This window comes from Micromonospora solifontis (assembly GCF_003725545.1).
GTDB classification, from domain to species: Bacteria; Actinomycetota; Actinomycetes; order Mycobacteriales; family Micromonosporaceae; genus Micromonospora; species Micromonospora solifontis.
This window is the reverse complement of the sequence record NZ_RJLN01000002.1, coordinates 33995-56467: the sequence shown is the minus strand read 5'-3', so window position 1 is coordinate 56467 and position 22473 is coordinate 33995. Positions and strand designations below refer to the sequence as shown.

18 protein-coding genes are annotated in these 22473 nt (G+C 74.8%); 10 read left to right on the top strand and 8 right to left on the bottom strand.

All coding sequences use genetic code 11. The annotated features are described in order from the left end of the window. Positions 1–54 precede the first annotated feature (54 nt). On the bottom strand, positions 55–1899 hold the full coding sequence (locus EFE23_RS01100; RefSeq protein ID WP_204334562.1) for a DUF6311 domain-containing protein: 1845 nt from the start codon (positions 1897–1899) through the stop codon (positions 55–57). A gap of 119 nt (positions 1900–2018) precedes the next feature. Between EFE23_RS01100 and EFE23_RS01095 the strand changes: the two genes are divergently transcribed. Further along, complete coding sequence (locus EFE23_RS01095; protein ID WP_123239048.1) at positions 2019–3293, top strand: outer membrane protein assembly factor BamB family protein; 1275 nt, start codon at positions 2019–2021, stop codon at positions 3291–3293. Then, entirely contained in the window at positions 3290–4612 is a 1323-nt protein-coding gene (locus EFE23_RS01090) for an outer membrane protein assembly factor BamB family protein (RefSeq protein WP_123238965.1), read from the top strand. The genes EFE23_RS01095 and EFE23_RS01090 overlap by 4 nt, the downstream gene beginning before the upstream one ends. A gap of 1 nt (position 4613) precedes the next feature. On the opposite strand, the gene EFE23_RS01085 is transcribed toward EFE23_RS01090, so the two are convergent. Next, positions 4614–5825, bottom strand: coding sequence for a C39 family peptidase (locus tag EFE23_RS01085; protein ID WP_233600808.1), 1212 nt, complete (start codon positions 5823–5825; stop codon positions 4614–4616). Positions 5826–5985: 160 nt separating this feature from the next. On the opposite strand from EFE23_RS01085, the gene EFE23_RS01080 reads away from it, so the two are divergent. The 3 genes from EFE23_RS01080 (at position 5986) to EFE23_RS01070 (ending at position 8376) form a co-directional block, all read left to right on the top strand. Next, entirely contained in the window at positions 5986–6657 is a 672-nt protein-coding gene (locus tag EFE23_RS01080; RefSeq protein WP_123238964.1) for a response regulator transcription factor, read from the top strand. After that, on the top strand, positions 6654–7814 hold the full coding sequence (locus EFE23_RS01075; RefSeq protein WP_123238963.1) for a sensor histidine kinase: 1161 nt from the start codon (positions 6654–6656) through the stop codon (positions 7812–7814). The genes EFE23_RS01080 and EFE23_RS01075 overlap by 4 nt, the downstream gene beginning before the upstream one ends. 172 nt (positions 7815–7986) lie before the next feature. Next, on the top strand, positions 7987–8376 hold the full coding sequence (locus EFE23_RS01070) for a VOC family protein (protein WP_123238962.1): 390 nt from the start codon (positions 7987–7989) through the stop codon (positions 8374–8376). A 63-nt stretch (positions 8377–8439) separates the two neighbouring features. Here the strand turns inward: EFE23_RS01070 and EFE23_RS01065 are convergent, their stop codons facing one another. The 4 genes from EFE23_RS01065 to EFE23_RS01050 form a co-directional block, all read right to left on the bottom strand. Then, positions 8440–9042 (bottom strand): hypothetical protein, encoded by a 603-nt coding sequence (locus tag EFE23_RS01065; protein WP_233600807.1) that lies wholly within the window; start codon positions 9040–9042, stop codon positions 8440–8442. A 407-nt stretch (positions 9043–9449) separates the two neighbouring features. Next, positions 9450–11513 carry a 3-hydroxyacyl-CoA dehydrogenase NAD-binding domain-containing protein gene (locus EFE23_RS01060; RefSeq protein ID WP_123238961.1) on the bottom strand — a complete coding sequence of 688 codons (2064 nt, stop codon included), beginning with the start codon at positions 11511–11513 and terminating at the stop codon, positions 9450–9452. Continuing rightward, a complete protein-coding gene (locus EFE23_RS01055) occupies positions 11510–12706 on the bottom strand; it encodes a thiolase family protein (RefSeq protein ID WP_123238960.1) in 1197 nt (398 codons plus the stop codon). Before EFE23_RS01055 ends, EFE23_RS01060 begins: the two co-directional genes overlap by 4 nt. Before the next feature lie 257 nt (positions 12707–12963). Next, positions 12964–14286 (bottom strand): ribonuclease D, encoded by a 1323-nt coding sequence (locus tag EFE23_RS01050; protein WP_123238959.1) that lies wholly within the window; start codon positions 14284–14286, stop codon positions 12964–12966. A 230-nt stretch (positions 14287–14516) separates the two neighbouring features. Here EFE23_RS01050 and EFE23_RS01045 point away from each other — a divergent pair, with 230 nt between their 5' ends. Both EFE23_RS01045 and EFE23_RS01040 read left to right on the top strand, forming a co-directional pair. Further along, entirely contained in the window at positions 14517–16034 is a 1518-nt protein-coding gene (locus EFE23_RS01045) for a trypsin-like peptidase domain-containing protein (RefSeq protein WP_123238958.1), read from the top strand. A gap of 133 nt (positions 16035–16167) precedes the next feature. Beyond that, positions 16168–16998 (top strand): hypothetical protein, encoded by an 831-nt coding sequence (locus tag EFE23_RS01040; RefSeq protein WP_123238957.1) that lies wholly within the window; start codon positions 16168–16170, stop codon positions 16996–16998. Positions 16999–17206: 208 nt separating this feature from the next. Here EFE23_RS01040 and EFE23_RS01035 read toward each other — a convergent pair whose 3' ends face one another. Further along, complete coding sequence (locus EFE23_RS01035; protein WP_123238956.1) at positions 17207–17779, bottom strand: DUF3000 domain-containing protein; 573 nt, start codon at positions 17777–17779, stop codon at positions 17207–17209. A gap of 166 nt (positions 17780–17945) precedes the next feature. Here EFE23_RS01035 and hemE point away from each other — a divergent pair, with 166 nt between their 5' ends. Genes hemE through hemQ form a run of 3 tightly spaced genes read left to right on the top strand, consistent with a single transcriptional unit; the run spans position 17946 to position 21207 of the window. Further along, a complete protein-coding gene (gene hemE, locus EFE23_RS01030) occupies positions 17946–19097 on the top strand; it encodes a uroporphyrinogen decarboxylase (protein ID WP_123238955.1) in 1152 nt (383 codons plus the stop codon). Between the two features lie 2 nt (positions 19098–19099). After that, positions 19100–20509 (top strand): protoporphyrinogen oxidase, encoded by a 1410-nt coding sequence (gene hemG / locus EFE23_RS01025; RefSeq protein ID WP_123238954.1) that lies wholly within the window; start codon positions 19100–19102, stop codon positions 20507–20509. Further along, complete coding sequence (gene hemQ, locus EFE23_RS01020) at positions 20506–21207, top strand: hydrogen peroxide-dependent heme synthase (RefSeq protein ID WP_123238953.1); 702 nt, start codon at positions 20506–20508, stop codon at positions 21205–21207. The genes hemG and hemQ overlap by 4 nt, the downstream gene beginning before the upstream one ends. A gap of 93 nt (positions 21208–21300) precedes the next feature. On the opposite strand, the gene EFE23_RS01015 is transcribed toward hemQ, so the two are convergent. Continuing rightward, positions 21301–22395 (bottom strand): lytic polysaccharide monooxygenase auxiliary activity family 9 protein, encoded by a 1095-nt coding sequence (locus tag EFE23_RS01015; protein ID WP_123238952.1) that lies wholly within the window; start codon positions 22393–22395, stop codon positions 21301–21303. Positions 22396–22473 lie beyond the last annotated feature (78 nt).

The window sequence follows — 22473 nt, the reverse complement described above, 5'->3', positions numbered from 1 at the left end:
GTGTGTTAGCAGGGGGCCCCTGCTCTACCGGAGGCGTTAAGAAGGGGCCCTTCCTTACACGCGGTCGTGGACGTTCCAGAGCCAGACGTCGTCGACGCGCTGGGGCGGGCCGAGCAGGGCGGTCATCAGCTCGCGGAGCACGCCCTCGCTCGGGTTCGCCCCGAGCACCACCACGGACGCCTTCCAGAAGCGCAGGTCCTCGAGCGCCTGGCGGCGGTTCTCGTCGGTGATCTCCGGCACCTTGCCGGCGTCCATGGTGGAGTAGATGAGCGTGCTGGTCGGCCGGTTCGGCGCGCCGAAGACGCCCTCGCCGTTCTCGTTCGGGCCGATGAAGTAGCCGGCCGGGATGGGGAACTCCAGCCCGGTCAGCGCGCTCCAGCGCAGCGTGGGCAGGCCGTGCACGTTGCTCGGGATCGGCACCGGCACGAGGGTCCGGCCCGCCGGCACGTACGGCCGCCAGCCGCCGGCGGTGATGAAGTGCGGCGGCGGATCGATCTGCTGGGCCGGCAGCGGGCGGGGCAGGAGCGGCAGCAGGGCGGCCACGATCGCGGCGTACCCGAGACCGCGCAGCCAGCGTCGGCGCGGCCCGGCGGCGGGCGACGGCGCCGGCGGAGCCTCGACGGCGGCACGCGGGGCCGGCACCGGCGGGCGGCCGCCCCCGGCGAGGGCGTTCCAGGCCAGCGCGAGCAGCACGCCGACCGCGCCGGCGACCACCAGGGTCAGCCTGGTCGGCATCATCATCTCGACCAGCGGCAGGTTGTCCGGCACGTACGCCCAGGGGCCGTCGACGGTGGTCTCCACCCCGTCGAAGCGCAGCTTGGGGCCGAGCGCGGCGACGGTGAAGAGGACCACCAGCACGGCGACGATCCGGGCCGGCAGCGAGCGGCGCACCAGCAGCACCAGGGCGACCAGCGCGACCAGCACCAGCGGCCAGCCGAACCAGCTGTTCTGCTCGGTCAGCCCGATGGTCTTCTCCACCGCCTCGTCGCCGGCCACGGTGTCCCGGGCGAAGGTGACGAAGGCCATCAGGTCCTCGCCCCAGCTGTGGAAGATGCCGCCCTGCAGCCCCCGGTAGGACTGCGGCCCGTTGAACTGGTACCAGATCGGGTACGCGGTGAGCAGCAGGGCCACCCCCGCGCCGACGCCGCCGGCGGCCAGGAAGGTGCCCGCCTGACGCCAGGCCGCGCGCGGCCGCTGCACCACGTACGCGAGCACCACGACCAGGCAGGCCAGCGCGGTGAGCAGCAACATCTCCTCGTTGATGAAGATCTGGTAGGACACCAGCAGGCCCAGCGCGATCCCGTTGCGCAGCCGGCGGCCCGGCTCGCCGAGCCGCAGCACCCGGACCACGATCAGCGGGAGCAGGAAGTTGGAGACGAAGTTCGGCTGCCCGTTGGCGTGGTGCACGATGCCGGGGGCGAAGCCGAGGAACGCGCCGCCGACGAAGGCCGCCGCGCGGGACCGGACCAGATGCCGGGAGAGCATCCAGTACGACGTGGCCGCGGTGGCCGACAGCGCCGCGCCGAGGTAGAGCGCGTACATCACCTGCGGGCCGAGGAGCAGGGTGAGCGGCGCCAGCGGCAGGGTCACCCCGAGCAGCGAGGTGTTCGCCATCATGTTCACCCCGTCCGGGGCGTTCTGCCGGGCGGTGAAGAGCGGGTTCTCCAGGTGGCGGACCGAGTAGGCGCCGTGCGCGAAGAGCCACTCGAACCAGCTGTGGTCGGTCGGCAGGTGCGAGGAGACCCGGTGCTGCACATCGCCCCAGTAGTTGAGGCAGACGAGAACACCGAGCACCGCATAGGCTGCGAGCGCCAGCACGTCGGCGCGGGCGGGCCGGCGTCGGGGCCGGTGCGGCGGGTCCACCACGACCGGCTCGGTAGCGACGGGCGAGGAGTTCAGCGAAGGGTCTACCACCGGCACGGCCACGACGGGCCATCGTACAGGCGGCACGCCGTCGACCCGGCCAGCCGGTGGCGCGGTGGGTCCCGCCGTGGGCGGCGGCGCGGAGAGGGGTGGCCGTGACCATCATCGATCTGGGTGAGCTCCGTGACGACGTCACGCCGGATCCGCCGGCCCGGCGGCGGCCGGCCGGCGGCCGCCCGTACCGGTTGCTCGCCGTGCTGGCGGTGGCGTTGCTCACCCTCGCCGCCGCGACGCCCGTGGCCGCGCGGGTCGCGGCCACCGTGCCGGGCGGTCCGGCCGCCGCGGCGTTCGTGGCCGGCGACCGGGTGTACGTGGTGGAGCCGCGTGACCCGGGCCGTGGGGTGGGCCGGCAGCTCGTCGCGTACCGGGTGGACCAGGGCCCGCCGCGGCTGCTCTGGCGGACCCTGCTGCCGGTCGACGGGGCGGCCGTCGCGGTGTGGGAGCAGGATGGGATGGTCCTGCTCGTCGGGCGGACCGCCGCCGACGTCGGGTGGGAGACGGTGGGCGTCGAGGCCGGTACCGGGCGGATCGGGTGGCGGGAGTCCGGCGTGGCCTACCCGGCCGGCGACGGCCTGCTGGTGCAGGCGGTCGACGAGCGCGGTGACCAGCCGCCCCGGCGGGTCGAGGTGACCACCGGTCGGACACTGTGGACGGTCCCGCCACTGTCCGGAGACCTGCTGCTCAGTTTCGGCCCGGCCGGGGTCGATCGGTTGGTGCACCTGCCCGCCTCCGGCGTGACCGAGGTGTACGACGCCGGCACGGGTGCCCGGCTGGTCGCCCGCGACCTGCGCCCCGGCGAGCTGCCCGCCCGGCCGCGGGTCCTGATCGCCGGCGGCCTGCTGCTGGTGGCCCGGGACTCGGCCGGCACCGTCAGCGCCTACGACCTGGACACCCTGGACCGCCGCTGGACCGTCGCCATCCCGCTGGTCGGCTACGCGCAGGACTGCGGCCACCTGCTCTGCCTGAGCCGGCAGACCGGCGGCATGTGGGCGCTCGACCCGGCGACCGGGGCGATCCGGTGGAGCGACGACCGGTTCACGGGCGCGCTGGCAGCGGCCGGCGGCCGGCTGCTGGTCGCCGTGGAGGGCGGGGCCGGCACCACGCTGGCCGTGCTGGAGGAGGGCACCGGCCGGGTGGTCGCCGACCTCGGCGACTGGAGCCTGGTCCCGCAGGACGAGGCCGACGGCCGGGTGCTCGGTGTCCGCCTCGCTGGTGACGGTCGACTACGGGTGGCGCAGCTCGATCCGGCCACCGGCCGTGCCGTGGTCCGCGACGCCGTGGCCGGCCTGCTCAGCAGCTGCCGGGCCGGCGGGGTGCTGCTCGTCTGCCGGCAGGGCGACGGGGGCTTCGGGGTGTGGCGGATCGGATGAGCCGGTTGATCGAGCTGGGGGAGATGCCGCACGGCGACGAGGCCGACCCGCCGGCCGGACCGCGCCGGCCCCCTGCCCCCGCCGTCCGGGTGGTGGCGCTCGGTCTCGTCGCGCTGCTCACCCTGGCCGGCGCGGTGCCGGCGCCGCGCCAGCCACCGGGTGCCCCGGTGCCCGCACCGCCGGGCGCCACTTTCCTGATCGTGGCCGGCCGGCTGGTGGTGGCCGACGGACCGGGCACGGTGGGCGGCTCGGGCCGGGTGGTCACCGGGCACCGGCTGCCCGACGGGCAGCAGCGGTGGCGCTTCCTCCTCCCGGCCGGCGACCACGTGCTCGGCCTGGGCACGCTGGCCGGGCTGCTGCTGGTCACCAGCAGCCCGGCCGGAGCCGGGGACACCGTCACCGTCGTGCTGGACCCGGAGTCCGGGGCGGAGCGCTGGCGGCAGTCCGGCTACCCGGCGCAGACCCAGGCCGGCGGGCTCCTCTTCGAGACGCCCCGGGCCGACGGCTCGGGCACGATCCGGTCGGTCGACCCGGCGACCGGCCGGGCCCGCTGGTCCCTGCCGCTGCCCGGCAACGGGGTGGCGTACCGGGACGGCGACCACGGCGTGACGGAGATCGTGCTGGTCTCCGCCGACGGCCGGGTGGCGGTGTACGACGCGGGGTCCGGCGCGCTGCGCCGCACCGGCCGGGTGCCGCCGGCCATCGACCGGGTGTCGTACCGGTTCACCCAGGTGGTGGCGGACCTGCTGCTGGTCGACGGCGCCGACGACGCCGGCCCGGCGAGTCCGCCGCCGAGCCGCGAGCTGAACCCGGTCACCGCGTACGGGCTGGACCGGTTGGAGCGGCGCTGGACCGTGCCGGTGCCGGCGCGGGTCCCCGCCTGGTTCGCCGACTGCGCGGGCGTGGTGTGCCTGCAGGGCCAGCTGCCCGGGCTGCGCGTGTACGACCCGGTGACCGGCCGGCAGCTCTGGTCGGACGAGCACTGGCTCGGCGCGACGCCGGTCGGTGACCGGCTGCTCGCCGCCGCCCCGGCGGTCGGGCTGGAGGTCGAGCTGGCGGCCCTGGACCCGGTCACCGGCCGCGTCCTCGCCCGGTTCGGCCGGTGGCGGCTGGCCGGCGACCGGTCGGCGTCCCGGCAGCTCGGGCTCCGCCGGCTCCCCGGCGACCGCACGCTCGTCGCGACCCTGGACGTCCCGGCCGGTCAGGTCCGGATCCGGGCGGTGCTGCCCGGCTCCTGGGACGAGTGCGCGGACGCCGGCACGGCGCTGGTCTGCCTGCGGCCGGCCGGCGGGCTGGTGGTGTGGCCGGTGGACCGGTGAGTCACCAGTTGGGTTGCGCGGGCGGCGGGGGCAGCGGGACCGGCTCCGGCCGGATCACGTACGCGACACCCCCGCTGCCGCCCTGCCAGGCCGCCTCGAACGGCCCCCGGGGCACGGTCCGGCGGACCGCCTCGTCGTCCGGCGCGTACGGGTCGTTGAGCACCGGGTCGCCGTCGGCGGTGAAGCCGACCAGCACCATCAGGTGCCCCCGGGTGTCGTAGTCCAGCCCCGGCACCTGGCCCTTCGCGAAGGCCGCCGACACGATCAGCGGGATGCCCGCCGCGACGAACCGCTCCGCCTCGGCCAGGCCGCGCAGCCGGGTGACGAAGGCGTCCACCCCGTGCCGGCCCGCGTACGCGGTGTTGAACGGCCAGTTCCCGGCCCCCGCGTACGCGTGGTCGTAGCAGTGCCGGGCGGCGTGCACCACGACCGGCCGGTGGCCGGGCGGCGCCACCCAGGCGTAGCGGTCGGGGGTGGGGCCGGCGCCCCAGAAGTCCAGCACCATCGAGACGCAGGTGGGGCTGCACCAGGAGTCCCCGCCGCCGCCCCACCGGGTCTCCCCGCCGGCGTGCAGCCGCTGCGAGTACCGGGGCACGTCGAGCACCCGTCCCCGGGCCTGCCCCGCGCTCCCGGGCGGGCCGGCCGGCCCGGCGTCGGCGCTGCCGGCCGGTTCCGGGAGCGTCGCCGTGGCCACCGCGCCGACGGTACGCAGCACCGGGCTCACCGCCTGGCCGGTCCGCCGGTGGAGGGTGACCCGGAGCTGCCAGCCGGTGACCGCCGAGCGCAGCGGGCCGAAGGTGTCCACCTTCGCCCACGCCTCGTCCCGCGTCTGCCCGGGCACCGAGCTGCGGTGGATCGTGGTCTCGTCGGCGGCCCAGTGCCCCAGGTCGTACCAGTCGGTGGTCGGCTTCCCCGCGTCGTGGCCGCGCAGCTCCACCCGCAGCCAGCAGCCCACCGGGGTGTCCCCGGTCCAGGACGGCACCACCTCGGCGACCGGGAAGCCCGCCTCGACCACCGGCGAGGTCCAGGTCGCCAACTCGTAGTCGGCGGTGACCCCCGAGTGCGGATCGGTGTGCGCGATCCGGCCGGCCGGCGCGCCGATGACCAGGCCGCCCGCCCCGGCGGTCACCCCGTCGGCCGTGCCGAGCGCCAGGTCCGCCGGGAACCGGAAGCGCCGGTAGGTGATGTCCCGCCCGGGGTCGACCGCGGTCACGGCGTGCTCCCTCCGCTCGGTGCCCGGCACGGCGGCCGGGCGGATGTCAACGGATGCCGCGAAGCATCGCGTACCTGAAGGATCTTTGCAACGACGGCGAGGGACGCTGGTTTGGTGGCCGGCACTAGGTTGTCGGGAGGTCACGAGGTGGGAGGCCGGGATGCGGGTACTGGTGGTCGAGGACGAGCGGAACCTCGCCGACGCGATCGCGCGCGGGCTGCGCAAGCGCGGCATGGCCGTGGACGTCGCCTACGACGGCGACGCCGGGCACGAGGCGGCCTTCGTCACCCGGTACGACGTGGTGATCCTCGACCGGGACCTGCCCGGGGTGCACGGCGATCGGATCTGCGCCGACCTGGCCGCCTCCGGGGCGCTGACCCGGGTGCTGATGCTGACCGCCAGCGGCACGGTCGCCGACCGGGTCGAGGGCCTCCAGCTCGGCGCCGACGACTACCTGCCCAAGCCGTTCGCCTTCGACGAGCTGGTGGCCCGGGTGCAGGCGCTCGGCAGGCGGGCCACCCCGGCCGCCCCGCCGGTGTTCGAGGTCGCCGACCTGGTGCTCGACCCGGCCCGCCGGGTGGTCACCCGGGGCGGGACACCGGTCGACCTGACCAACAAGGAGTTCGGCGTGCTGGCCGAGCTGCTCAAGGCGCGCGGCGCGGTGGTCTCCAGCGAGGAGCTGCTGGAACGGGTCTGGGACGCGAACACCGACCCGTTCACCACCATCGTCCGGGTCACCGTGATGACGTTGCGCAAGAAGCTGGGCGACCCGCCGCTGATCGAGACGGTGGTCGGGGCCGGCTACCGGATGCTGGCCCAGGTGGCACGGTGAGCGGTCGGCGCTGGCCTCGGCCCACCCTGCGGCTGCGGCTCACCCTGCTCAACGGGGTGCTGCTGGTCGGCGCCGGGGCGATCCTGGTGCTGCTGGCCTGGCTGCTGGTACGCGACGCGTTGCGGCCCACCGACGAGCTGCTGCCCGGCACCACGGTGGTGCTGGCCGACGGCCGCACCCTGGACGCCGGGCAGTGGCAGCGGCAGCTCGTCGACGGCGCCTCCCGGGAGCTGCTGGTCAAGGGCCTGGCGGCGCTGCTGGCGATCAGCGTGGTCGGGGTGGCCGGCGCGTACGCGGTGGCCGGCCGGGCGCTGCGCCCGCTGCACCAGGTCACCGCCACCGCCCGGCGACTCGGCGAGGCCACCCTCGACCAGCGGATCGGCTGGTCCGGTGCGGACGACGAGGTGGCCGAGCTGGCCGAGACCTTCGACGCCATGCTGGACCGGATCGCCGCCGCGTTCGAGGCGCAGAAACGTTTCGTCGCCAACGCCTCGCACGAGCTGCGTACCCCGCTCGCGGTGATGCGGACCGAGATCGACGTGACCCTCAGCGACGACGAGGCGGACATCGGCGAGTACCGCCGGATGGCGACCGTGGTCCGGGAGGCCTCGGAGCGGGCCAACGGCCTGGTCGACGCGCTGCTGGTGCTGGCCCGCAGCGAGGCCCAGACCGGCCGCCGGCTGGCCCGCCGGGCCGAGTGCGACCTCGCGGTGGGCACCGCCAACGCGCTGTCGGCGATGTCCCGGGAGGTGGAGCGGATCGGCCTGCGGGTGCACACCTCGCTGCGCCCGGCGCCAGTGGTCGGCGACCCGGGCCTGCTCGACCGGCTGGCCGGCAACCTGGTGGAGAACGCGGTCCGCTACAACCACCTGCAGGGCCGGCTCTGGGTGCGGACCGGCACCGACGGCCGGCGCTCCTGGCTGGTGGTCGGCAACACCGGCTTCGAGGTCGCCCAGGCCGACGTGCCAGGGCTGTTCGAGCCGTTCCGCCGGGGTGGCCAGGAGCGGACCGGGGCGCGCGGGTCGGGTCTCGGTCTCTCCATCGTCCGCGCGGTCTGCGACGCGCACGGCGGCACGGTGAAGGTGGTCGCCCAGCCGGGCGGCGGCCTGGAGGTGACCGTCACGCTGCCGTCGGCGGACACCCCGGCCGCCACCTGAAGCGGCCGGCCTTGCGCCCGGGGCCGGCCGGCTGACATGATCAGCCGGTCAGCCCGAGCCGCAGGAGGGGGGTGCCGTCGATGTCCACCGTGAACATTCCCGCGCCCCGCACCGGTCGCCGCTGACGTCATCGAGTTCCAGCGGGGCGCACTCCAATCAGGAGGAAAGCACCGTGAGTGCTCAGATCCACTGCGTCACCGTCGAGAGTGACGACCCGTACGCCCTGGCCAGTTGGTGGGCGGGGGTGCTCGACCGGAAGCTGCACGACGACGACCACCCCGGCGACCCGGAGGCGGTCCTGGTCGCGCCCGACGGACACGGCCCCGACCTGCTCTTCGTGCAGGTGGGGGAGCGGCACCGCAAGGGCGCGTTCCACCTCGACGTGCACGCCGCCGAGGGGACCCGGGATGCCGAGGTCGAGCGGCTGCGCGGGCTCGGCGCGACCCTGGTCGCCGACCGGCGGCGGCCGGACGGCACCGGCTGGGTGGTGCTGGCCGACCCCGAGGGGAACGAGTTCTGCGTCTGCCGTAGCCCCGCGGAACGGGCCGCCGCCCCGGCCTGACCCGGATACGCGGACCGGCCCCCGCCGCGCGGCGGGGGCCGGTCTCCGGGCTCGGGGTAGCGGTCAGTCCCGCTTCTCGATCTGGCCCCGCATGGTGACGAACTGCTTCTCCAGCTCGCTCGCCGGCTTGTTGTAGATGAGGAGCATGCCGAGGCTGCCCTTGTCGGCCCAGACGCAGACGCCGACGTCCACGCCCGAGGTCTCGCCGTCGCCGCACTTGGCGTCGCCGCCCAGCGGACCCGGCTCGACCGACTTGAAGTTGGTCACGCCCATGTCCTTGGAGATGCCGTTGGTGGCGTCGTCCAGTTCCTTCTTGGGGTCGGCGATCAGGCCGGACGCGCCAGCGATCATCAGCAGGTCCTGCTTCGCCGGGTCGCCGTAGAAGGCGCCGACCGTGCTGGTCGCCCCGGGCACGTCCCCCTGGATCTGCGACTTCATCTGCTCCGCGGCGGCCACGAGCTTCGGCTCGGTCACCTTGGGCTTGCCGGCCAGGGTCGCCGGGGCCTCCACCCGGGTCTTGGTGGCGTCGACGACCTCGGTCACCTTGTCCTTGGTGGCGAGGTAGACGGCGGTGCCGCCACCGATGCAGAGCAGCACCACGACGCCCAGCACGATCAGCAGGATCTTGCCGGCGCTGGACTTCTTCTTCGGCGGCTGGGCCGGCATGCCGTAGCCGGGCTGGCCGGCCTCGGCGCCGTACGGCTGGCCGGGCTGCTGGGGCGGGTATCCGCCGCCGTACTGCGGCTGCTGCGGCGGCGGGTAACCGCCGGGCTGCTGCGGGGGCGGGGGTAGGAACCGGGCTGAGACATGTTTGTTGGCAGCTCCTGTGAAGACTCTGGACGGGTGATCGTAGCCAGCCCGGCCAACCCCGCGTCGTCCACCATCGGCCGGGGTGACGAAATCGGAACCCGGTCGTGACCCGGCGGCCCGTCGTGCCTCGACTGTCCCCATCAGTTCGATTCCGGCACCGCCGCCGCTGGCCGGAGACGACGATCGCGGTGGCCGGGCCCCGTCGGGTGGGACGGCCGGCCACCGCGATCGCGGGGGAGCGACGATGGCTCAGGCGGGCGGTGTCAGCGCAGGCTGGCCGTCCCGCGCGGCAGGAACCGCCGGCCGGTGACCCGCTCGGCGGTGCCGGTCCGGTCCAGGTACGGCGTGACGCCGCCCAGGTGGAACGGCCAGCCGGCGCCGAGGATCATGCACAGGTCGATGTCCTGCGCCTCGGCGACGACGCCCTCGTCGAGCATGAGCCGGATCTCCTGCGCCAGCGCGTCCAGCGCGTTCTGCCGGACCTGCTCGGCGGTGAGCGGCTGGTCGCCGACCACGAGCAGCTTGGCGACCTCCTCGTTGATCTGGTCGTCGACCACGATCGGCTGGCCGGAGTCGGCGATCCGCTTCAGGTTCTCGCTGACCCCGAACCGGTCCGGGAAGGCGGCGTGCAGGGTGCCGCCCACGTGGTACGCCACGGCCGGGCCGACCAGCTGGAGCAGCGCGAGCGGGCGCATCGGCAGGCCCAGCGGGTCCAGTGCGCTGTTCGCCACGTCCAGCGGGGTGCCGGCGTCGACGGCGGCGAAGACGGTGCCGAGGAAGCGGGTGAGCAGCCGGTTGACCACGAACGCCGGGGCATCCTTGACCAGCACCGACGACTTCTTCAGCTGCTTGCCGACGGCGAACGCGGTGGCCAGGGTGGCGTCGTCGGTCCGCTCGCCCCGGACGATCTCCAGCAGCGGCAGCACCGCGACCGGGTTGAAGAAGTGGAAGCCGACCACCCGCTCCGGGTGCTCCAGGTCCTCCGCCATCGCGGTGACCGACAGCGAGCTGGTGTTGGTGGCGAGCACCGCCTCCGGCTTGACGATCTTCTCCAGCTCGGCCCAGACCTGCTTCTTGACGCCCAGGTCCTCGAAGACCGCCTCGATGACGAAGTCGGCGTCGGCGAAGACGGACTTGTCGACCGAGCCGCTGACCAGGCCGTACAGCTTGGCGGCGGTGCCCTTGTCCATCCGGCCCTTGCTGACCGCCTTCTCGATCTGGGCGTGCACGTAGCCGACGCCCTTGTCCACCCGGGACTGGTCCAGGTCGGTCATGACGACCGGCACCTGGAGGCGGCGGGCGAAGAGCAGGGCGAGCTGGCTGGCCATCAGGCCGGCGCCGACGATGCCGACCTTGGTGACCGGCCGGGCCAGGCCCTTGTCCGGCGCGCCGGCCGGCCGCTTGGCCCGCCGCTGCACCAGGTCGAAGGCGTACAGGCCGCTGCGCAGCTCCTCGGAGAAGATGAGGTCGGCGAGGGCCTCGTCCTCCGCGGCGGTGCCGGTGGCGAAGTCGGCGTCCTTCGCCGTCTCCAGCAGGTCCAGCGCCTTGTACGCGGCCGGGACCGCGCCGTGCAGCCGCTGGTCGAGGGTCTGCCGGGCGAAGTAGAGCACGCCCGCCCACATGTCCTTGTCGACCTCGGGCCGGGTCACGGTGACCTCGCCCCGGACCACGCCGGCCGCCCACTCCAGGGACCGCTCCAGGAAGTCGGCCGGCTCCAGCAGCACGTCCGCGACACCCATCTCGGCCGCCTGCTTCGGCTTGAGCATCTTGTTCTGCATCAGCGGGTTCTGCAGGATCACCTGGGTCGCGGCCGGGATGCCGATCAGGTTCGGCAGCAGCTGGGTGCCGCCCCAGCCGGGGACCAGGCCGAGCGAGACCTCGGGCAGCGCCAGGGCCGCCGCGCCCGCCGACAGCGTCCGGTAGTGGCAGTGCAGGGCCAGCTCCAGGCCGCCGCCCATCGCCGCGCCGTTGACGAAGGCGAAGGTGGGGATCTCGCTGTCCTTGAGCCGGGCGAAGACCCGGTGGCCGAGCCGGCCGATCTCCAGCGCCTGCTCGCGGCTCTCCAGCAGCGGCAGGCCGGTGATGTCCGCGCCGACGCAGAAGATGTACGGCTTGCCGGTGACCGCGATGAACGCCGGGTTCGCCGCGAGGGCAGCGGTGATCGCCTCGTCCAGGCTGGTCAGGCCGCCCGGGCCGAAGGTGTTCGGCTTGGTGTGGTCGAACCCGTTGTCCAGGGTGATCAGGGCGGCGGGACGGTCCAGCCCGGGTACGTTCACCTGGCGCAGCAGCGCCTTGGTGACGACCTCGTTCGGTGCGGCGAGGCTCACTTGTCTCCACCCTTCCAGTGCGGGTTCTCCCAGATCACGGTGCCGCCCATGCCGATGCCGATGCACATGGCGGTGAGGCCGTAGCGGACCTCGGGGTGCTCGGCGAACTGCCGGGCCAGCTGGGTCATCAGCCGGACACCCGAGGAGGCGAGCGGGTGACCGATGGCGATCGCGCCGCCCCACGGGTTGACCCGCGGGTCGTCGTCGGCGATGCCGAAGTGGTCGAGGAAGGCGAGCACCTGCACGGCGAACGCCTCGTTCAGCTCGAACAGGCCGATGTCGTCGATGCTCAGGCCGGCGATCCGCAGCGCCTTCTCGGTCGACGGGATCGGGCCGACGCCCATCACCTCGGGCTCCACGCCCACGAAGCCGTACGACACCAGCCGCATGCCGATCGGCAGGCCCAGTTCGCGGGCGGTGTCCTCGGCGACGACCAGCGCGGCGGTGGCGCCGTCGTTCAGGCCCGCCGCGTTGCCCGCGGTGACCTTGCCGTGCGGGCGGAACGGGGTCTTCAGGGTGGCCAGCTTCTCCATCGAGGTGTCCCGGGGAGCCTCGTCCACGCTGGCCAGGCCCCAGCCGTTCGCCTCGTCCCGGATGGCGACCGGCACCAGGTCGCCCTGGAGCTTGCCGTTGGCGTACGCCTTGGCGGTCTTCTGCTGCGAGGCGAGCGCGAACGCGTCGGTGCGCTCCTTGGTGATGTGCGGGACCCGGTCGTGCAGGTTCTCCGCGGTGGCCCCCATGACCAGGGCGGACGGGTCGACCAGCTTCTCCGCGATGATCCGCGGGTTGGGGTCGACGCCCTCACCCATCGGGTGGCGGCCCATGTGCTCGACGCCGCCGGCGATGGCCACGTCGTACGCGCCCATGGCGATGCCGCTGGCCACCGTGGTGACCGCGGTCATCGCGCCGGCGCACATCCGGTCGATGGCGAAGCCGGGCACGGTCTTGGGCAGGCCGGCCAGTAGGGCCGCGGTGCGGCCGATGGTCAGGCCCTGGTCGCCGATCTGGGTGGTGGCCGCGATGGCGACCTCCTCGACCCGCTCCGGCGGCAGCTGCGGGTTACGCCGCATCAGCTCGCGGATGCAGCGGATCACCAGGTCGTCGGCGCGGGTGTTGGCGTACATGCCACCCGCCTTGCCGAACGGGGTGCGGACGCCGTCGACGAAGACGACATCCCGAACTTCACGGGGCACTTGGAGCCTCCTTTTCGGCCATAGATCCGGCGTCCGCGCCGTCTCCCGGCGCGGCGGCCGGATGAAGGCCGCCGGCACTGGCATTTCCCCGGATGCTACTCGCCAGTAACCAACCCCGTCACCACCCCCCATGTGTCCCACCCCACCCCGCACCCCCCACCCACCGCCGCCCCCACCGCCCGGTTGATCATGAAGTTGGCGGCGATGTCGATCTCCGAAACTGCCGCTAACTTCATGATCGACGCTGGAGGTCGGGGTCAGGACGCTGGGAGGTGGAGGGCTTGGGTGAGGGCGGGGAGGAGGAGGGTGATCTGCCACTCGCGGGCGCCGAAGGTACGCAGCACCTCCGCGACGCTCTCGTCGGTGATCTCCTCGGGGGGCTGCCAGGCGAGGCGACGGATGTAGTCCGGCGCGACCAGGTTCTCCGGCGGGAGGTCGTGCGCGCCGGCCGTGCCGACCACCACCTCCCGGCAGCGGGCCAGCCGGCCCGCGGCCACCGGGTCCCGCTCCGCCCACCGGTGCGGCGGGGGCGGCCCCTCCACCACCGGGGTCACCGGCAGCGCGTCGTCCGGGAGCTGGCGCGCGTCGTCCAGGGCCGCCAGCCAGGTACGCGCCAGCCGGCGCACCGAGCGACCGCCGAAGCCGGGGAGGGTCAGCAGGGTCTTCTCGTCCTTCGGGTCCAGCTCGGCGGCGGCCACGATGGCCGAGTCCGGCAGCACCCGCCCGGGGGCGGCGTCCCGCCGCGCGGCGATCTGGTCCCGCGCGTACCAGAGCGAGCGCACCCGGGCCTGCGCCCGCGCGCCGCGTACCCGGTGGATCCCCGAGGTGCGCCGCCACGGCTCGGCGCGCGTGCGGGGCGGCCGGGCGCCGTTGCGGACCAGCGCGGCGAACTCCTCCGCCGCCCACTCCGACTTGCCCTGCCGGCGCAGCTCCTCGTCGAGGGCGTCGCGCAGGTCGACGAGCATCTCCACGTCCAGCGCCGCGTACGTCAGCCAGGACTCCGGCAACGGCCGGCTGGACCAGTCCGCCGCCGAGTGGTGCTTCTCCAGCGTGTAGCCGAGGAGCTGCTCGGTCAGCGCGGCCAGGCCGACCCGCTCGAAGCCAGCCAGCCGGGCCGCCAGCTCGGTGTCGAAGAGGCGGCGGGGCCGCAACCCCAGCTCGGCGAGGCAGGCCAGATCCTGGCTGGCCGCGTGCAGCACCCACTCGGCCTCGGCGATCGCCGCGTCCAGAGCGGAGAGGTCGGGCAGCGGCAGCGGGTCGATCAGCACGGTGCCGGCGCCGGCCCGGCGCAGCTGCACCAGGTACGCCCGCTGGCTGTAGCGGTATCCGGAGGCGCGCTCGGCGTCCAGGGCCACCGGGCCGGTGCCGGCCGCGAAACGGGTCACGACCTCGTCGAGCTGGGCCGGAGCGGCCACCGGAGCGGGAGTGCCCTCGCGTGGAGCGGTCAGCGGGACGGGCCCGCCGGCGGTCGGTTCGCTCCCCGCGTCCGCCGGCTCCGGGACGGCCGGCGACGGGTGCGGTGAGGCGTCTCCCGTACGGCTTTCGGCGGCCCGACGGCGCAGGGGTGGTTCGTCGGTCACCTGCCAACCCTAGTGCGCCGGGAGATCCGGTGTGCGCAGCCGGTCGGGCGCGTGTCGGCGGGGTGACCGGCAGATGTCGTGGCAGAGTCGGCTTGCGTCGATGTGGCAGGGTCGGACATCGGGGGAGACAAACCCCGTTCGCACCGGTACGGTCCTTCGGGCCGCGTCGGGGCCGGAGGGCTCCCGCGGCGGTGTCACGGCGGGGCGGGTACGGGGGAGGACGAGCGACCATGACGGCGGGTTACGGAGCCGGCGACGGGGTGCCCGGGCAGGGCACGGACGAGACGGCCGACCACGGGCCCGGCGAGCCGTCGCCGGGCGGTCGCCCGGGGCCACTGCCGCCGCGTATCGCGCGCCCGGCCGGCCACGCCCAGGTGCCCGGACAGACCAGTTTTCCCATGGCCGGAAGCGCGTTCCCCGCCCCGGCCGGGGGCCCACCGCCTGCGCCCGAGGGCTTCCCCGTCCCGGCGCCCACCGGCCCGCCGTCTGCGCCCGGAGGCTTCGCGGTCCCGGCGCCCACCGGCCCACCGCCTGCTCCCGACGGCTTCCCCGCGTCGCCGGCCACCGCTGGCCCTTCGGCCGGGCAGCCCGGCGGTCCCGGCCAGCCTGCCGTGCCGGCACCCCGCGCCACCTGGTCGCCCACGCCGAACAGCGGGCAGTGGGGCGGTCCGGGCGGCGCGCCCACCGCACCCCGCGCCCAGGACGGGTGGCCGCCGGCCACCGCCCCCGGCCAGTCCACCGCCACCGTCCCCGGCCAGCCGACCGGCCCCGCCCCCGGCCAGCCGCTTTCCGGGTCGGCGTATCCCGGGCAGTCGGTTTCCGGGTCGGCGTATCCCGGGCAGTCGGTTTCCGGGTCGGCGTATCCCGGGCAGCCGGTTTCCGGTCCGGCCTACCCCGGGCAGTTGACCTCCGCCGTGGCGTACCCCGGGCAGCCCGTCTCCGGGCCGGTGCCCGCGCAGCCCGGGCATCCGGCGGCCCGGCGGCGCCGGCTGCCGGTGTTGGCGCTGGTCCTCGCCGGGCTGCTCGCGGTGGTCGCCGGCGTGCAGGCGTACCAGATCCACCGGCTGGGCGACCGGCTCGCCGCCACCGACCGGCGGCTGACCGAGGTCCAGGGCGCGGCCGGCACCCGGTTCGACGGCCTGGAGCAGCGGGCGGGCGCCCTGGAGAAGCAGGCCGGGGCGGCCTTCAACCCGGAGGCCGTGGCGAGTGCGGTGCTGCCCAGCGTGTTCCGGGTCCGGGCCGGCGACTTCACCGGCACGGCCTTCGCGGTCGGCAAGCCGCCGGCCGGCGGCGGCACCACGCTGCTGACCAACTTCCACGTGGTCGAATCGGTCTACGACGGCGGCGGACGGAAGGTCTTCCTGGAGCGGTCCGACCAGCGCTTCGAGGCGACCATCGTCCGGGTCGACAAGGACAAGGACATCGCCCAGTTGCGCACCAGCGCCCGGTTCAAGGCGCTGGTCGCGGCGAGCACGCCGGTCAAGTCCGGCCAGCAGATCGTGGTGGTCGGCGCCCCGCTCGGCCTGCAGGACACCGTCACCACGGGCGTGGTGAGCGCGTTCCGCAAGGAGGACTCGGGTCCGGTCATCCAGTTCGACGCGCCGATCAACCCCGGCAACTCGGGCGGGCCGGTGATCAACGGGTCCAAGGAGGTCGTCGGCATCGCCACCGCCAAGGCGCGGGACGCCGAGGGCATCGGCCTCGCGGTGCCCATCAAGACCGCCTGCGACACCTTCTCGCTCTGCTGACCGGCGCCGCCGCCGGTCCGCCCCTCGACCGCATCGCACCACCGTCGGCGCGCGGCCCCGACCACGCCCGAGCCGTAGACCCCGGCCCCCTCCGGGGCCACCCCGTGGGGGACCAGCACACCTGGAGGAAGACATGTCCCAGCCACCGACCGGCGCGGGCGGGTACCCGCCCCAGCCGCCGGGCGGCACCGTGTACGGCAGCCCGTACGGGGGCGGCCAGCCGGCACCCCAGCAGTACGGGCCGGCCCAGCCGGAGCCGACCATGCCGCAGCCCACCGTGCCGCAGGCCACGCCGCCGGTTCCCGGCCAGTACCCACCGGCCACCGCTCCATCCCCGGGCCAGTACGCCCCGGGCGCCGCTCCGGCCCCGGGCCAGTACGCGCCGGGCGCCGCCCCGGTCTCCAGCCCCGGCACCGCCCCGGTCTCCGCGCCCGGCTACCCGCAGCCGCTGTCGGCCCCGCCGATGTCCGCCCCGCCGGTGTCCGGCCCCGGGTTCGGCCCCCAGCCGATGTCGGGCCCGCCCGGTCCGGTGCCGCCGTACGGGGCACCGGCGGCGGGCGCCGGCAAGGGGCGCACCACCCTGATCCTCGCCGTCGTCGCCGGCCTGCTCTTCATCCTCGGCGGCGTGATGACGGGCCTCTACGTCAGCACCAACGGCAAGCTGGACAAGGCCGAGAAGCAGGTCAGCCAGCAGAGCGGCACCATCACGGCCAACCAGCAGGAGATCGACAAGCTCAAGGCCGACCTCCAGTCGGTCCAGGACAAGCTGTCCGACACCCAGCAGGACCTGACCGGCACCAAGAACGACCGGGACGAGCAGGCCCGGCAGAAGAAGGTCATCGCCAGCTGCCTGGACAAGCTGACCACCGCCCTGCGGGCGGCGTCGCGCGGCGACAAGGCCGGCTTCGACGCGGCCAGCAAGGGCATGGACAAGGTCTGCGACGAGGCCGACAACTACCTCTGAGCACCGACCCGGCACGGGCCGCCCCGCTTCCCGGGGCGGCCCGTCGGCGTCTTCCCGTCCGGCTGGCGCCCGCCGTCCCCGCGCGGTTTGCCGCAGACTGCTGCCGCAGAGCACCTGGAGACAGCGGTTCCCCGCAAACCGCCCGCGCCGGGCGGGGGCGGGCCGGGCGGGGCCCAGGCCGGGCGGGCCCAGGCCGGGCGGGTAGGGGTCAGGCGGCGCCGGCGGGGCGGCGGGTGGGCAGGGCGGTCACGCCGGGTGGGGGCAGGCCGGCCGTCGAGGCGAGCAGGGTGCACCAGCCGAGCAGGTGCGGTGCCAGGTCGACCCCGAGCGGGGTCCACGAGGCACGGATCTCGATGTCCCCGGCCGCGGGCGGCCCGGCCAGCTCGCCGAACCGGGTGGAGAGGGTCTGGGTGACCGTGCCGCCGATCGCCCGGTACCGGGCGTGCTGCGCGTCCAGCGCGTCGGTCAGCCAGGTCCAGCCCACCCCGGGCAGCAGCGGGTCGCTGGCCAGGTCCACCTCCAGCTCGGCGGTCACGTAGGTGACCAGCCGGAGGGTGCCCTGCCAGGCCTCGTGCCCGGCCGGGTCGTGCAGCAGGATCAGCCGCCCGGTGGCCACCTCGTCGTCGTCCCGTAGGACCGCGGCGGAGAGCGCGAACGCGTACGGGGCCAGCCGCTGCGGCGCGCCGACCTCCTCCAGCACGATCTCGGGCCGGCAGGTCGCCGAGCGCAGCCCCGCGACCGCGCGAGCGAAGGTTTCCGGGAGCGCGATCGGGGGGGCCATGCCGGCAGCCTATGCCGCCGCCCGCCCGCACCGGGTGACGGCGCGCCGGGGCCCGATCACGATCATGTGACAGCGGTGCCGGCTGTCGACCGGGGCCCTTCGTTTCACGTCACAAAAGGTGACGGTGAGTGCGAGCGCCCCTCGGGCGCGTGGCACGATTGCCGCGATGACCACCGACACCACGGGCACTGCCGCCCGAGACGGAGACGCCCGCCGCGGCGGGCCGGCCGACTCGCCCTTCGTCCGCGCCTGCCGGCGCGAGCCGGGCCCGCACACGCCGGTCTGGTTCATGCGCCAGGCCGGCCGGTCGCTGCCGGAATACCGGGAGATCCGGGCCAACGTGCCGATGCTGGAGTCGTGCCGCCGACCCGAGCTGGTCACCGAGATCACCCTCCAGCCGGTGCGCCGGCACGGCGTCGACGCCGCGATCCTGTTCAGCGACATCGTGGTCCCGGTGGCCGCCGCCGGCGTCGACCTGGACATCGTGGCTGGCACCGGCCCGGTGGTCGCCGAGCCGGTGCGTACCGCCGAGGACGTCGAGCGGATCCGCCCGATCAGCCGCGACGACGTGTCCTACGTGGACGAGGCGGTCCGGCAGCTCGTCGCCGAGCTGGGCGCCACCCCGCTGATCGGCTTCGCCGGCGCCCCGTTCACCCTGGCCAGCTACCTGGTCGAGGGCGGGCCGTCGCGCACCCACGCGAAGACCAAGGCGCTGATGTACGGCGACCCGGACCTGTGGCACGCGCTCTGCGGCCGGCTGGCCGAGGTGACGCTCGCCTTCCTGCGGGTGCAGATCGACGCCGGGGTCTCCGCGGTGCAGCTCTTCGACTCGTGGGCGGGGGCGCTCTCCGAGGCCGACTACCGCCGGTACGTGCTGCCGCACTCGGCGCACGTGCTCGCCGGCCTGGCCGACGACCGCTCCGGGTCGCCGCGCGGCGACAGCCGCGCCGAGCCGGAGCGGTCGCCGGGCGTGCCCCGGATCCACTTCGGCGTGGGCACCGCCGAGCTGCTCGGCGCGATGGGCGAGGCCGGCGCCGACGTCGTCGGCGTGGACTGGCGTACCCCGCTGGACGTGGCCACCCGCCGGATCGGCCCGGACAAGGCCGTGCAGGGCAACCTCGACCCCTGCGTGCTGCTCGCCCCCTGGCCGGTGGTGGAGGCCGAGGTGCGCCGGATCCTCGACCAGGGGCGGGCCGCCCCCGGTCACGTGTTCAACCTCGGTCACGGCGTGCTGCCGGAGACCGACCCCGATGTGCTGACCCGGGTGGTCGCGCTGGTGCACGAGCTCAGCGCGCGGCCGGCCGACCCAAGGAGCTGATCATGGCGCGACCGTGGCGGGTAGCGATCGTCGGTGGTGGGATCACCGGGCTGGCCGCCGCCGTCCGGTTGCGCGACCGCGCGCCCGCGGGCACCGAGATCACCGTGTACGAGCAGTCCGGCCGGCTCGGCGGCAAGCTGCTCACCGGCGAGCTGGCCGGTGGCCCGGTCGAGTTCGGCGCCGAGTCGTTCCTGATGCGCGGCCCGAACGGCGCGGAGTCGGCCGCGGTGTCCCTGGTCCGCCGGGTCGGCCTGGCCGAGCGGATCGTGCACCCGACGGTCGGGCAGGCCGCGCTGCTGGTCGACGGCGGGCTGCGCCCGGTCCCCGGCGGCACCCTGGTCGGCGTACCCGGGGATCTGGCGAAGGTGGCGGCGGTGGCGGAGCCGGCCGCGGACGCCGACACCGACGACGGCCGGCCGCTGCTCGGCCCGGACGACGACACCTCGGTCGGCCGGCTGGTCCGGGCCCGCCTCGGCGACCAGGTGGTGGAGCGGCTGGTCGACCCGATGCTCGGCGGCGTCTACGCCGGCCGGGCCGACGACCTCTCCCTGGTCACCACCATGCCGGCGCTGGCCCGCGCGGCCCGGAGCGAGCACACCCTGGTCGGCGCGGTCCGCGCCGCGCAGGCCGCCGCCCCCCGCGCCACCGGCGCGCCCGTCTTCGGCACCCTGGACGGCGGACTGAGCACGCTGGTCGAGGCGGCGGCGCGGACCAGCGGCGCGGCGGTCCGGCGGGACGCCGCGGTCCGCGAACTGCACCGCACCCCGGCGGGCTGGCGGCTCACCGTCGGCCCGACCCGCGAACCCGAGCACGTCGAGGTCGACGCGGTCCTGCTCGCGGTGCCGGCACGCCCGGCGGCCCGGCTGCTCGCCGGTCCGGCGCCGGAGGTGGCCGACACCGTCGGCGGCCTGGACTACGCCAGCGTCGCCCTGATCACCATGGCCCTGCCCGAGCCGGAGCTGCCGGGGCTGTCCGGCTTCCTGGTGCCGGCCACCGAGGGGCTGCTGATCAAGGCGTCCACCTTCTTCACCACCAAGTGGGGGCACCTGCGCCGCCCCGACGGGCTGGCCCTGGTCCGCGCGTCGGTCGGCCGGTACGGCGACGAGACCTCCCTCCAGCTCACCGACGACGACCTGCTCGCCACCGTGCACCGGGAGCTGTCGAAGGCGCTGGGCGCCGCACTGCCCACCCCGGTCGCCGGGCACGTGCAGCGGTGGGGCGGGGCCCTGCCGCAGTACACCCCGGGCCACCTCGCCCGGGTGGCGGCGGTCCGGGCGACCCTGCGTACCGCCCACCCCACGCTGGCCCTGGCCGGGGCCGGCTACGACGGCGTGGGCATCCCGGTCTGCGTCCGCTCCGGCGAGACGGCGGCCGAAGAGATCATCACGGCACTGGGAGGATCGGCAGCATGACCGAGCAGACCAACGCGGCGCGGCTGCGGGAGCTCAACGAGAGCATCCGTTACACCATGTGGTCGGTGTACCGGGCCACCAGCCCGCTCCCGTCGCTGCGCGAGAACGTCGTCGACGAGGTCGAGTCCCTCTTCACGGAGCTGGCCGGCAAGGACGTCACGATCCGGGGCACGTACGACGTCGCCGGGCTGCGCGCCGACGCCGACCTGATGATCTGGTGGCACTCCTCCTCCAGCGACGCGCTGCAGGACGCCTACCTGCGGTTCCGCCGGACCACGCTGGGTCGGGCGCTCACCCCGGTCTGGTCGCAGATGGCGCTGCACCGGCCGGCCGAGTTCAACAAGAGCCACATCCCGGCGTTCCTGGCCGGCGAGGAGGCCCGCAACTACCTCTGCGTCTACCCGTTCGTCCGCTCGTACGAGTGGTACCTGCTGCCGGACGCCGAGCGGCGCGAGATGCTGGCCGAGCACGGGAAGATGGCCCGGGGCTACCCCGACGTGCGGGCCAACACGGTGGCCTCGTTCGCCCTCGGCGACTTCGAGTGGATGCTCGCCTTCGAGGCCGACGAGCTGCACCGGATCGTCGACCTGATGCGGGACCTGCGGGCCGCCCGGGCCCGCCGGCACGTCCGCGAGGAGATCCCCTTCTACACCGGCCGCCGCCGCTCGATCGCCGACATCGTCACCTGCCTGGTCTGAAAGGAAGGGCCCCTTCTTAACGCCTGCGGTAGAGGCGGGGGCCCTGCTTAACACCCACAGTGTCGAGCAGGGCCCCGGGGAATGGACGCGGTGTCAGGCGGTTGTCGTGCAGGACACGATGCCGGGCACCGGGTTCGTCGCGCCGGACGAGCCGGTGAAGCCGAACGAGGTGCTGGCACCGGGCGCGAGCGAGCCGTTGTAGGCGACGTTGCGGGCGGTCACCAGGGTCCCGCTGGTGCTGACCGTGGCGTTCCACGCCGAGGTGACCTGTTGGCCGTTGGCGTAGTTCCAGCTCACCGACCAGCCGCGGATCGGCGAGCCGCCGTTGGTCACCTGCACCTCGGCCTGGAAGCCGCCGCCCCACTGGCCGATGATCTTGTAGGTCGCCGTGCAGGCCCCGGCCGGGTTCGGCGTGGTCGGCGGCGGCGTGGTGGGCGGGGCGGTGGTCGGCGGCGCCGTGGTGGGCGGCGTGGTGGTGGGCGGCGTGGTGGAGCCGCCACCGAAGTCGACGTCGCTGCACAGGTAGTACGACTGGTCCAGGTGGCTGGCCTGCCAGATGGTGTAGACGATGTGCCGACCGCTGCGGCCCGGCGCGCTCGCCGGCACCTGGATCGACACGCCCTGCGTCTCGGGCGTCCACTGGCTGGCCGGGGTGTTGCCGATCTGGCCGACCAGTTCCAGGTCGCTCCAGCGCAGCGGGGTGGTCAGCGCGTCGAAGCCCTGCTTGGTCACGTACACCCGGATGTAGTCCGCGCCGTGGCTGGCCTGGTCGTACAGCTTGATCCGGAAGTTGCTGGTCACCGCCGCGGTCTTCCAGGCGCCGACGGTGTCGAGGGCGTTGTAGCGCCCGGACTGGGTGTGCCCGGCGCTGCACAGCTGGCCGTCCGGGATGGCGGCCTGGTGGTTGCCGGCGACGCCCTCGCGGAACAGGCCGTTCCAGTTCCACATGGCGTTCGGGTCGGCCTGCCAGGCCTGCCAGCACATCGGGTCCTCGGTGGCCATGGCCGGGTTCTGGAAGTCATCGCCCCAGCGCTGCCAGCAGCCGTAGTTGCGGGACGCCGGGTCGACCACCGATCCGTGCGCCGAGGCCGGACCGGCCAGGGTGACGTTGAGCAGCGCCGCGACGAGGGTGCCGACGGCGAGCAGGGCCGCCGCGACCAGGGCGCGGCGGCGGTGCGGGGTGGACATCTGAGCCTCCGGGATGAGGATGTCGGATGACGCCCGGACGGTGCGGGAGTTGCCCCTCCCACTCGCTGGCTCGCGCGA

Bases quoted from the DNA above. Each gene is read 5' to 3' on its own strand.
- EFE23_RS01090 (WP_123238965.1), top strand. From the start codon at position 3,290: ATGAGCCGGTTGATCGAGCTGGGGGAGATGCCGCACGGCGACGAGGCC.
- EFE23_RS01080 (WP_123238964.1), top strand. From the start codon at position 5,986: ATGCGGGTACTGGTGGTCGAGGACGAGCGGAACCTCGCCGACGCGATC.
- EFE23_RS01065 (WP_233600807.1), bottom strand. From the start codon at position 9,042: ATGCCGGCCCAGCCGCCGAAGAAGAAGTCCAGCGCCGGCAAGATCCTG.
- EFE23_RS01045 (WP_123238958.1), top strand. From the start codon at position 14,517: ATGACGGCGGGTTACGGAGCCGGCGACGGGGTGCCCGGGCAGGGCACG.
- EFE23_RS01040 (WP_123238957.1), top strand. From the start codon at position 16,168: ATGTCCCAGCCACCGACCGGCGCGGGCGGGTACCCGCCCCAGCCGCCG.
- EFE23_RS01035 (WP_123238956.1), bottom strand. From the start codon at position 17,779: ATGGCCCCCCCGATCGCGCTCCCGGAAACCTTCGCTCGCGCGGTCGCG.
- hemE (WP_123238955.1), top strand. From the start codon at position 17,946: ATGACCACCGACACCACGGGCACTGCCGCCCGAGACGGAGACGCCCGC.
- hemG (WP_123238954.1), top strand. From the start codon at position 19,100: ATGGCGCGACCGTGGCGGGTAGCGATCGTCGGTGGTGGGATCACCGGG.
- hemQ (WP_123238953.1), top strand. From the start codon at position 20,506: ATGACCGAGCAGACCAACGCGGCGCGGCTGCGGGAGCTCAACGAGAGC.
- EFE23_RS01015 (WP_123238952.1), bottom strand. From the start codon at position 22,395: ATGTCCACCCCGCACCGCCGCCGCGCCCTGGTCGCGGCGGCCCTGCTC.